The sequence below is a fragment of the Lentzea sp. NEAU-D7 genome (assembly GCF_026242055.1).
GTDB lineage: Bacteria > Actinomycetota > Actinomycetes > Mycobacteriales > Pseudonocardiaceae > Lentzea.
In genome coordinates this window covers 1-11,062 of the sequence record NZ_JAPJDL010000043.1, presented here as the reverse complement: position 1 = coordinate 11,062, position 11,062 = coordinate 1, and the positions used below count along the sequence as shown (strand labels likewise).

The following is an 11,062-nucleotide window of genomic DNA, read 5'->3' as shown; positions in this document are numbered from 1 at the left end:
ACGCCACCCGAGGCATCGCCCACATGCGCAACCTGGCCATGACCGGCTGAACGCCCGCCAGCCACCGGCGACACCGCGACCACCCTTGTCCCGCCAGGACTCTTGATCATTACGGGACAACCTTTAGGACGTATGTGAGGTCGATCGTTTTCGGCACAGGACCGAACGACTGGAAGTTGTTGAAGCAGAGCCGACAGGTCTTCATCGTGGGTCGCTACGCAATCCGTCGGCCGTTGAGTATTGCGGACGCAGTGAGCTCCAACCGCTCGCCGTTGGCGTCGAAGCCGAACATCCTGGTCAGCAAGTTAACGCCTCGGCCGTCTCGGATCAGTGGAAGTAGATGATCTGGTCGTAGAACGAGGCCGCGTTGGGCATGACGGCGTCCTGGCAGGTGTCCGACACGATGATGCCGGTCTGCTTGGCGACCCGTGCGACTGCGGACAATAACGTTCGCGAAGGTGTTCTTCGTCGAGCGAGTCGCCGAGTTGGTCGTGTTGTCGTAGGGCAGCATGCGACCTCCGGTGGAACGCTGTCACATCGGCACGACCGACCAGACTTATTGATCATCGGGCTCGACCGGCCGTTGCACGTTGTAGACCAGCTTGGCGCTGTGATTGCAACTAAAGAACATGCCGAGAACGCTAGATCAGGCGCTCGGCCTAGTCCAATGCCAGGCTCAGCAGCACCGCAAGCGCCTGAGTTACGGGCAGGGAGGCGTTCATTACGGCCACCATCCCTCGTATGATTAAGCCTGGAAAATTTGGCATGGCTCGGCACCGTGTGCGAGCCATGCCAAACGAAAGTGTGAACAAGTCATGCTAGTAAAAAATTAAGAGAGGCAATTCAAATATTTGTTAAGTTTCGACTGGTGCGGCAGATTTAGAGACAGTCGCAAGGTGAATTTACGGAAATCTGCGTCAGGGTGAGTGACGACGCAATATTATTAGAATAAGTTCCACTTTCACCGGGAATTGTAGTGACCGTTGCTTGCGAACCTCTGTAGTTGGTGTGTTCGTAAGCAGTCAGGGCCAGCTGTTGTTCTGACGCCATAAAGCCGGTGCCATGGGGCAGCATGGACCCGCGGGGACCATTAATTTTCCATGCAAGTGAACTAATCTTGTCATTCCATGATCCGCCACCTGAGCCGCTGAACGGGTAATTTCTTAGATCTGACACCTTAACCTCTTGTGAGGAAAATGCGATTTCCAACCTGAAAAAGATTCCAGAACCTGGTGTCGAGCTGTCGTAAAGGCAGACGTAGTCGTTATAAGCATCATTGCCGCCCGAGCAGGCGCCACTGCCTTCGTAGGAGTAATAAGCATTAGCTGTTGGGGTAAGTGTCAAGCTGACCAGCAAAAATAATGCTGAAGTAAGGGCAAAAATTCCCCTCTTGCGAGTTGGCATCACTGTTTTTCACCTCTATTTAGAGTTATGGAGCAAAAATTCCAAAGATTGCCGAACATGTCGTCAATCTTAAGATATAGTCTCCTTATTCAAGTGCCTTTTTGGGCACATCTTTGGGTCTGACCATACACATTTTCGGGCAGGCGTGGAATATTGGGATCGATCCCGCTGTATCTAAAAGAGAAGGCGGTTAATTGAGTGGGCGTGGGCGGTGAAATGGTTGGATTAAATGGAAAAGCATCGGAATATAATATGAGCGCGATCTTGCGGTCTTCTGCGCGTCTTGGAGTGGCTTGGCATCCGCAATCATCAGTAGCGCCCTCGCGATCGTGTTCGGCGGCGTTGCCTTGCAGCGGTCACGTCGCGGCACGGTTCGATCGCGCACGCGTTCGCCGGGTCCGACTGGACGGTGGTGATCGCGAGGCTCAGCGGATCCGGGCGAGCTCGGAGCGTTGCTAGCCAACGTCTTGATGCGCAGGCAGTTTCCCGGCTGGTCGTGCTCGCCCGTTCGAACGCGTTTGTCCCCCGCGGCGGCATGAACTCCGTCCTGGAGTCTCTGGCCGCCGGTGCGCCGATGGTGCTCGCCTCGAGGTCGCGCGAGCAGCGCGCGGCCAGTCACAGGCTGCCAGGCTCGGCGTCGGACCCCGCTCTGAATACCGGACGTCCGTACTCAGGTGGAGCGGATCAGCGAGGATCCGGGCACCTGGGCGGGCCCTGGAGGCGTTCCGCGATCTGGCTGAGCTGGATCAGGCCGGTGCGGTGGCCGACTTCCTTCAGGAGCTCACTTCGGGAGTTGTGCTGCCAGGGGCGCGAACTTCGCCTTGACGTCGAGGTGGGCGCGGACCGCGTGGACGAGGTCACGCACCGCCGCAGAGAAGCCTTCCGCAGCTATCGAATACTCTTGGCGAAAGCGTTCGTGTCGCCGCGGGCGGCCTTGTTCTCCGCGCGGATCTTTGCAATCTGGTCGGTCAGACGATCCGCCGCGGAGAGAGCGGGCCGCAGCGCGTTCGGTGACGCGGTGGGGAGCGATGATCTCAAACTCGAGGGTGAGCGCGCAGGGAGCCGAGCGGGTCTTCCGCGCCGGAACCGGTCGGCCAGACGGGTGTGCGCTGCAAGTCGCGGCACTCCTGCGAGAAGCCGTTGTAGAGCTTTCGCTTGACCGGGACGGCGGCCTCGAGTCGTGCCAGTTGCTCGGAGTGCGAGAGCACGAGGGCCTCCGCAATGGCTGCCCGTTGTAGAGCAGCCATTGCGGCGAAAGGCCGAAGGTCTGCCGGTTTTCGGTTTTCGTTTTTCGCGGAGAATTATTGGTATATCAGATGCATGTAAAAGAATGACGTGCGGTGCTTTCGCGTCGGTGAGCCCGCCGATCGCGAGGTCGATCCGCGTCCTGACCGCCTGCTCCCACTGCATGACCATGATTCTTAGCTCGTTGAACGCTTTCGCCAGCCTCCGGTAGAACGGGTCCGAACCGCTCCAGCTCTCCACGACCCGCACGCGGAAGTCGGAGTAGAACGCGGGTAGCACGTCCAGCAACCTGGTCATGGTCGTGATGTTGTGCCCGATCACGAGGACCGTGCGTGCGCGTTACCGTGACCCAGCGGTCCGACCCCACGCCGACGGGCACGTCGATTATCGGGCCGTCCACCACGCTCGCGGATCGCTCTGTTCGTCGATCGACACGTTCAGTGACGGCGCCGTCCTCAAGGGAGTGCTGGTCAAGTCGGTACGTCACGGTGAACTCGGCGCCTACGTCATGGAACACGTCGGAATAATGCCGGACTACCAACCGTTGGTGACCGACTTCACGATTCCGGGAGAGACTGGCCTCGGCGGCACGTGCAGCTACGAGTACACCTACCATGTCAATGGGGCGCTGTACTCGGCCGTCATCCCGGCTGCCGGCGATCTCAAAACGAGAGATGCTGGAGTGCAACTACGACGCGCTGGGGCAGCCGCCAACGCAGAAGTCGGGCTATGGGACGTCGAAAAACGAGCCTTGTCACCTCAACCGGTTGCACCTCGTTCGGTGAGCTGGCGTCATACCAGCTGCGCAACAACGACGGCAACTTCGTCGACGAAGCTCGCGACTACGACCATTTCACCCGTCGCCTCAACCAGATCCGGACCACGAGGCAGACCGGCCCGACCGATGTCGCGAACGTGTCGTACAGCCATGACTGGGCTGGCAACGTTACCAGCGTCTCGGACACGGTCAGCTCCGACACGCAGTGTTTCCGGGCGGAGCACCTGCGCCGGCTGACCGAGGCGTGGACCCCGAACTCGGGCGACTGCGCAACCGACCCGACCGTCGCCGGCTTGGGCGGCCCGTCGAAGTACTGGCAGTCCTACACCTACAACGTCGCGGGCGACCGCACGAAGCTGGTGGAACACGGCACCACAGCGGGCGACCGCACCACCGAGTACTTCCCGACGCCGGGCAAGCACTCCATCGCCAAGGCGGTGACGACCGACAACGCGGGCAGCCGCCAGGCGCTGCACTCCTACGACGAGACCGGCAACACGCTCACACGCCCCTCGCCGGGCGGCACCACGCAGACGATGACGTGGGACCGCGAGGGACGAGTCGCCACCTCGACCGACGAGACGGGCCAGTCGTCGTACGTCTACGACGCCGACGGTGACCGCCTGATCCGCCGCGACCCCACCGGCCGCACGCTGTACCTGCCCGGCCAGGAACTGCGCTACGCGACGTCGTCCGAGACGAAGGTGCACCCGCTACCACACGCACGCGGGCCAGGCGATCGCCATGCGCGCCTCGACGGGCTTGACCTGGATGTCGTCCGACCAGCATGACACCACGCAGAGCACGATCAACGCTGTCGGCCAGCAGGCTGTGAGTACACGCCGGACTTTGCCGTTCGGTGAGGTCCGCGGCATTACGGGCACGTGGCCAGCTCGCCCGGACAAGGGCTTTGTCGGCGGAACGCTGGACAATACTGGGCTTACGCACATCGGTTCCCGCGAGTACGACCCGAAGCTGGGCCGCTTCGTCTCGGTCGACCCGGTCATGGATCTCGCGGATCCGCGGCAATGGAACGTTTACGTCTACGCCAACAACAGCCCGGTCAGTTTCAGCGACCCGACCGGCCTGTACTGCGACTCCTGCAACTACTACGCCGAGACCAAGGGCGAGCACTCCTACTCGGGCCACGAGGTCGGGTGTGGCTACTCGACCAACAGCCTGCGCGGGCCAACGGGAAGTGGCGTCTCTGAACAGGACTACCAGCGAGCGCAACATCAGCAGTACCGAGTGGGCGTCCGGCACCGGTGACGGGTCGAACCAACCGGTCGTCCACGGTCACCGGCTGCCTACCGCGGAGGAAATGAAACGAGGGCCGATCTTCGGTGCCCCGAGCATGATGGCTCCCGGTGAAACCTATGCGAAGGCGGTTCAGAACTGGTCTTCGTACCTCTACAACAGCGGCAACCTCGGCCCAGGGTTCTGCGAATGGTCCTATACCATTGGCAACAGTCCCGCTAACGGCCTGGACGCCGTGTTCGTCGTCATCGGCGCAGTCGGCCTCGCAGCCGGTGTTATGGGGAGATCCGCTGCGAGAAGGGCCGCTGCCGGTGCCGCGGAAGCAAGCTTGCTGAGCAAGGCGGCCACAGCCATCGGGCGAGGTTGCGTGGAAGGCGGCGCTCAAAGCTTTATAGGGGTGTGTCAAACGAGCGGTGTAACTCGGGTTGAAGGAAACTACTTGCGTCCGGCGGCCAGGCGGCCGTCGAAGGCGATCTCGAACGCGTTCAACGCAGGTTTCCAGCGCATCGTCCACCGTGCGCGGCCGGTGTGGGTCGGGTCCGGGCTCATGATCGCCATGTAGACGCACTTGAGCGCGGCCTGCTCGTTGGGGAGGTGGCCGCTGACCTTCACCGCGCGGCGGATGGGGCGTTGACGCTCTCGATCGCGTTGGTCGAGCAGATCACCCGCCGGATCTCCGGATCGAAGGCCAGGAACGGCACAAGTTCGGCCCAGGCGTTGTTCCACAACCGCACGATCGCCGGATACCGGCCGCCCCACGCGTCGGTGAACTCGGCGAACCGCTCGCGGGCGGCGCCCTCGGTCGGCGCGGTGTAGACCGGCTTGAGGGCCTTGGCGATCGCGGCCCAGTGCTGACGGCCCGCGTAACGGAAACTGTTGCGCAGCAGGTGAACCACGCAAGTCTGGGTGATCGCCTGAGGCCAGACCGTGGTGATCGCGTCGGGCAGGCCGGTCAGCCCGTCGCACACCACCATGAGCAATTTGGCGCCCTCGCCGCCGTCGCCGGCCCACAACCCGAGAATGTCGCGCCGTCCTTCACAGGTGACCGCGAGCGCGACGTAGATCGGCCGGTTGGCCACCTGCCCGTCGCAGATCTTGACATGCCGCGACACCTCGGCGCCATAAACCTTCGCGAGATGCGCGGAGATCTCACCGGTGGTCAATCCCTTGACGGCCAACGAGATCACCATCTCGTCCACGCCACCCAGACGCTTCTGCCGCTTCGCGACGAGCTGCCCATCCAGGCCGGTCGCGGGTTTGGAGTCCTCGGCGTTCTCCACGCCGGACATCATGTCGGTCATCAGGTGCACTTCCATGATCGGGAGTTACACCACTCGTTTACAGCGCCCGATCCAGCGCAGGCACTCAACTGGTTCGAGGACGAGCTGCGTCTACTATGGCAGCTGGTGCGGTGCGGAGCGCGGTGGAACGTCACCTCTGTCGCGTACCTACCGGTGGTGATCAGCGAGATGCTGTTTCATCGGCGTGCCTGGTCCTGGTGGATGCCCGCACTCCAGGATGCGCTCGCGATGGCCCGCCAAGGTGAACACCGAGACGCCGAAGCCTGGATCTTGGAAACACTGGGCGACGCGAGTGTCGACGCCGGCGACGCAGCGGCTTCGATCGACCTCTATCGGGAGGCCATGACGATCCGCGCCGCGCTCGGTGACCGCGGTGGGCTCGCAATCGGGCATGTGGGGCTCTGCAAGGCATTCTCCAAGACTGGCGACTACGACGCCGCGATCGTTCACTGCGAAAAGGCTCGGAGGATCAGCGTCGAAGTCGACGACATGTGGCAGTACTCGGTGGCGACCGCATACCTCGCCATGGCGCGCGCTGCTCTTGGATTGGTTGAAGAGGCTAGCGATCTGCTCAGCGCGACGAGAGCGGCGCTGGACAACGCAGGGGATCTCATGTCGTCAGAACGTGTGGCGGTGCTGCAGCGGAAACACGGCGCCGGAGTTGCCGACGTGGCCGTCGGCGACGACCGACTGGATAGACAGCTCGACAGCGCCTGCGCAAACTCATTCTGAACTGATCACTAAGTGCCTGTTTCCGAGCTGCTGAGCCTGCGCGAGTCGTCGGCAGTGATGCTGATCATCGATCATCGGGCCATTGCCTCGTGGTGGTGTAGTCGTTTGTATCGCGGGTGCAGCGGCGGTCGTTGGTGGTCCACGCCAGGGCGCGTTCCACCACCCACCGCGTGGCAGCACCGTGAAATGCGGTGGATCGGGCCGTTTCGCTATCTCGACGGTCGGCGCAAGGGGGCTGCGTACCCAGCCGAGCAGGGTTCCTGTGTAGCCACCATCGGCCCAGGCCGGCCGGACTCGACCCCCTGCGGAGCATAGGCGCTGCAACAGGACGCGGGCGGATCCTGTCCAATGTGAATGCTGGGTCACCAGCACCGCGATCAGCAGCCCGAGGGTGTCCACGGCGATGTGGCGCTTGCGTCCCTGCACCTTGCCCGCGTTGAAACCGCGGATCGCTGTGGCAACGGTGGGTGCCGCGCGCACGGATTGGGAGTCGATGATCGCCGTCGACGGCGCAGCGGTCCGGCCGGACGCCAGCCGGACCCGGTTGCGCAACGCGTCCAGCAGTTGCCGGGCCGTACCAGCCTTCTCCCAGACGGTGAAGCGCTTGCAGACCGTGGGCCAGGATGGGAAGTCGGCCGCCATGGCACACCGCTTAATGCCGTCGTCAACAGGTCGAGGATCGGCCGACTGCCTGCCAGGCTGATGTAGGACGGCAGGACGGCAACAAGCGGGATCCATGGTGGAACCGCCCGCGGGGATCGGGCACGATAACAACGGAACTCCTGGCAGAGCGGCGCTTCGACAACGTCCGATCTACCAGGGGGTTCCCTCGTCTGCCCACGACTGGGCACTTACCCGATCAAGCTCGGGAACAGGCAGCCAGAGCGCGGCTTGCCTCACCTCCTGGTGCTTCGTCCCAGAAGGGAAGTGCTCCTGGGCACCGATTGCACGGGCACTTGACTGACAATGCCTTGGAGTGAGAAGCCGATATCATCCGGAGTGGACCGAAGGAGAAAACCTTGCCGAGGTCAATTGACAAGAGTGAGCTCGCCGCGAAGTTCCCCTGGATGAGCAAGGTGGACGACGAGGTTCTAGATCGTATCCTGAACGCGCCGCGCAAGACCGACATCATTGACGTTCTGGAATCCGATGATTGGCGCTCAACTTTCAAAGCCTGGCTCGGGAAAACGCATCCTAGCGGCGTCGCGTTCGTCGACTACGTGCGGAACGCCGACGCGACGGAGAAGAAGACAGACGAGTACAGGAAGAAGAAGGCGGCACTCGCCCGGCAGGTGCGCAATGGCGGGGACTTCCACCAAATCATCGGCGAGGCGAAGGATCTCGTGGATGCGCAAGCGCGCTTGACGCGCACCACGGCGAGGGTGAAAGAGAAAGGTTCACCTGCGCTGAGCGGAAGCCTGAAAGGATCCGAGCTCGCCGCCTTGAAAGCGAGGTTTGCCAAGGACTCTGCTAACGAAGGGATCGTCGAGCAGATCAACGAGATGATGAGCAACTGCACCACCCTAGAAAACTATTGGAAAGGCGCAAAGCGGGTACGGTCGACGATAGAGACCATCCACAGCCGGTTCAGCACGGCGCGTGGAGAACTTACGGTCGCTGCATCGAACTTCGGGAAACAGCAAACTGGTGGTAGTCCTGCAGAGTTCACTGAGAGCGCCAATGAGCTCAACACCGCGTTGAAACACTATTTCAAGGTGCTTCGCTATATTGCAGAAAGCCTCCAGAATTGCGCCGAGCAGTGCAAGGAAGGCCTTCAGGAAGTCACCCAAGAAAAACTTAGGGAGGGGTTCGCCACATATTACGAAACCGCAGGCAAGGTGCTGCTCGGCATGAAGCTTTGCCTCCGGGTGTGCAGCGCCGTCTGCTCCGGGGTCGGCATTGGCTTCCCTCCCCTCAGCGCCGCATCCTCGGCTTTGTCACTCGCCCTGCCGGTTGTCGAGCGCGTTTTCACCTACTGTGTGACCCTCGCGGATTCGAAGAACCTTGACACCGTGGTGGCGAACTTGAACAAGAAGCTCGAGTTCAACACCGCAGCCAAGGTGGTCGAACGAATCGAACCTGGCTTGGGGAAGACCGAGGTTGGCCATGCTTCGGCGGAAGCCGGCCTGGCCGGAGTGAAGATCGCGGACATGGCGAAGGAATTCGCCGAGAAAGCAAACGCGTTGAAGGAATACACGAGCCCCGCCGCCGAAGGGATGGTCGGTGTTGGAGTCTTTTTGTCCGCAGCCGGAATCATCAACGACGTGACTGCGTACCAGAACAGGCCTGACATCGTCGACGCAGGCCTCAACGCCATAGAACTGCAAGAACTGCGAGAAGCGGTCAAATTCGTCTGGGACTATAGCAGTGAGGAATACTGTCAGGACACGTTCGTGGTCACCGCGATTGTTCCGGAGGGGTGGTATGTGACGATCGGCAACGTCAATGGATTCCTCGATCGGACCACGCGGATCTTCTCACCCGCCGACCGCAACGCCGCCAAGGACGCCACTCTCAAGGCCGCGATAAAAGCCAGCCGGTCGCGACCAGTGGAACTGGATTCGTCGTCCACGGCGTGGCGGATCAAGTGGGAGACTGCGACCAACGCCGTGGAGCTCGAGTTCGAGGGTCACGCAGCATGGCAATTCGAGGTCGAAGTCGCCTCCACGACCGAGGCACTGCCGGACACCACGGCCACTGCCACGGTCTCCCCGGAAGGGAGCGTCGTTCTCCTCGAGTTGGCGACTGCGGAACTGTCCCAATAGGAACAACGCGGAGCCTCCTGCCCAGCCGCGGAGCTCACTGCCTCGCTGGGTCTTGCGCCGAAGAACTGAAATTCAGCAGGCGCGGACATCGTGTCCTGACGCTGGAGTGTTGAACGGACTCCTACGGTGCTGGCCACCTCCTTGGCGGTTTGCTGCTGCAGTGCTCCACGGCAGGGGCTGTAGTTTTGAGGGAGTTTGTGCGGTGGGTGTCGCCGCACGATGGCGAGTCCCACGCGGTCTCGCGCAGCCCAGCCGAGAGGACTGCCGACGATGGCATGGTGGACACCGAGTGCGACAAGGTGCTGATCGACCGTGTACCGCACGCCTCGAACGGCCAGTTTTGTCAGAAGTGCCCAGGTGTGATGTCCAGGAACTTTGTTTCGGACGTGATGGTCTGTCGTGGAGACTCAGGTGAAGGCCTCCAGGTGTGAAGTGGAGCCTCCGGGTGTGAAGTGGAGCCTCCGGGTGTGAAGTGAAACTGCTGAGGAACCGCTTCACGTCCTGGAGGCCTTCGTGTCTCATCCTTGCGCGGCGCTGACCCCGCGTGCCCGGCTGCGCTTGGCGTGCCTGATCGTCGAGCAGCACTGGCGCCCGGCCGAGGCGGCCAAGATGTTCATAGTCGTGGAGAAGACCTCCCGCAAGTGGGCTCAGCGCTACCGCGACGAAGGTCTGGCCGGGATGGCCGACCGAAGTTCCCGGCCGCATCACAGCCCGGCCTGCACCACTGAACCGGTGGTGCGGCGGATTGTGACTCTGCGCTGGCGGCACCGGCTGGGACTGGTTCAGATCGCCGGCCGACTCGGTATCGCGGCCTCGACCGTGCACGCGGTGCTGGTGCGCTGCCGGATTAACCGCTTGTCACGCATCGACCGGATCACCGGCGAACCGCTGCGCCGCTACGTCACTAAGTTCGGCAAATCCCCCACGGCGGCGGACACCGCTTCGTCGGCCAGGCAACAAGGCAGACGCAAACGTGAAGCCACCGCCACCCGCATCGGCCGGCGACGCGCCCACTATCGGCCCGCCGTCGGGCCCGCGGTCCTGCACACCGTCATCGACGTCCACTGCCGCATCGCCTACGCCGAGATCCACGCCGGCGAAACCTCTGCCACCGCCATCGCGGTCCTTCGACGAGCCTTTGCCTGGTTCGCTGACCGCCGAGTGACCGTCGTCCGGGTCCTCTCCGACAACGGATCCTGCTACCGATCACGCCTTTGGCGCTACACCCTCACCGCCGCCGGCATCAGCCACAAACGCTCCCGCCCCTACCGGCCACAAACCAACGGCAAGGTCGAACGCTTCAACCGCATCCCCGCCGAGGAATGGGCCTAATGACTCGTGAACGGCCAGCTGCGAGCGGGACGCCTTGAATGGGCTACGGCATAAGCCTCGCGGCGCAGACCGGTGCCTGCCTGCCCGCCGTTCGTCAAAGCCGTTCCGTCGACGCCTGGGATACCTCGGGCCTTGAGCCCTCTCGCTAAGAGCGCGCCGACGACGGAACCGGGGTGGGGGGGGGGGGGGGGGGGCCCCCGCCCCCCCCCGGGGGGGGGGTGGGGGGGTTGGTGGGCGGGGGGCGGAGC

Annotated in this window: 6 protein-coding genes and 2 pseudogenes; 5 read left to right on the top strand and 3 right to left on the bottom strand. The window is 62.6% G+C overall.

Going from position 1 to position 11,062, the window contains the following annotated elements:
- Positions 1–879: 879 nt before the first annotated feature.
- Positions 880–1,404, bottom strand: a complete 525-nt coding sequence (locus ORI60_RS44565; protein WP_266044039.1) for a hypothetical protein — start codon at positions 1,402–1,404, stop codon at positions 880–882.
- Positions 1,405–3,378: 1,974 nt separating this feature from the next.
- On the opposite strand from ORI60_RS44565, the gene ORI60_RS44560 reads away from it, so the two are divergent.
- Together ORI60_RS44560 and ORI60_RS44555 are read left to right on the top strand one after the other, a co-directional pair.
- On the top strand, positions 3,379–4,218 hold the full coding sequence (locus ORI60_RS44560) for a hypothetical protein (RefSeq protein ID WP_266044038.1): 840 nt from the start codon (positions 3,379–3,381) through the stop codon (positions 4,216–4,218).
- Positions 4,199–4,696, top strand: coding sequence for an RHS repeat-associated core domain-containing protein (locus ORI60_RS44555; RefSeq protein WP_266044037.1), 498 nt, complete (start codon positions 4,199–4,201; stop codon positions 4,694–4,696). The genes ORI60_RS44560 and ORI60_RS44555 overlap by 20 nt, the downstream gene beginning before the upstream one ends.
- Before the next feature lie 423 nt (positions 4,697–5,119).
- Here ORI60_RS44555 and ORI60_RS44550 read toward each other — a convergent pair.
- Positions 5,120–5,988 (bottom strand): annotated as a pseudogene (locus tag ORI60_RS44550) (IS256 family transposase); the annotation flags it as partial.
- 153 nt (positions 5,989–6,141) lie between these two features.
- On the opposite strand from ORI60_RS44550, the gene ORI60_RS44545 reads away from it, so the two are divergent.
- The gene (locus ORI60_RS44545) at positions 6,142–6,717 is read left to right on the top strand and encodes a hypothetical protein (protein ID WP_266044036.1); all 576 of its coding nucleotides are present in this window, start codon (positions 6,142–6,144) and stop codon (positions 6,715–6,717) included.
- Here ORI60_RS44545 and ORI60_RS44540 read toward each other — a convergent pair.
- On the bottom strand, positions 6,709–7,359 hold the full coding sequence (locus tag ORI60_RS44540) for a transposase (RefSeq protein WP_266044035.1): 651 nt from the start codon (positions 7,357–7,359) through the stop codon (positions 6,709–6,711). The two genes, ORI60_RS44545 and ORI60_RS44540, sit on opposite strands and share 9 nt — an antisense overlap.
- Before the next feature lie 425 nt (positions 7,360–7,784).
- Here ORI60_RS44540 and ORI60_RS44535 point away from each other — a divergent pair, with 425 nt between their 5' ends.
- Positions 7,785–9,482 carry a hypothetical protein gene (locus tag ORI60_RS44535; protein WP_266044034.1) on the top strand — a complete coding sequence of 566 codons (1,698 nt, stop codon included), beginning with the start codon at positions 7,785–7,787 and terminating at the stop codon, positions 9,480–9,482.
- A 513-nt stretch (positions 9,483–9,995) separates the two neighbouring features.
- Positions 9,996–10,809 (top strand): annotated as a pseudogene (locus ORI60_RS44530) (DDE-type integrase/transposase/recombinase); the annotation flags it as partial.
- Positions 10,810–11,062: the final 253 nt, after the last annotated feature.

What these genes read in the sequence shown, in the direction of transcription:
- ORI60_RS44565 (WP_266044039.1), bottom strand. Translation starts at nt 1,404, where the DNA reads ATGCCAACTCGCAAGAGGGGAATTTTTGCCCTTACTTCAGCATTATTT.
- ORI60_RS44560 (WP_266044038.1), top strand. Translation starts at nt 3,379, where the DNA reads ATGGGACGTCGAAAAACGAGCCTTGTCACCTCAACCGGTTGCACCTCG.
- ORI60_RS44555 (WP_266044037.1), top strand. Translation starts at nt 4,199, where the DNA reads ATGTCGTCCGACCAGCATGACACCACGCAGAGCACGATCAACGCTGTC.
- ORI60_RS44540 (WP_266044035.1), bottom strand. Translation starts at nt 7,359, where the DNA reads ATGGCGGCCGACTTCCCATCCTGGCCCACGGTCTGCAAGCGCTTCACC.
- ORI60_RS44535 (WP_266044034.1), top strand. Translation starts at nt 7,785, where the DNA reads ATGAGCAAGGTGGACGACGAGGTTCTAGATCGTATCCTGAACGCGCCG.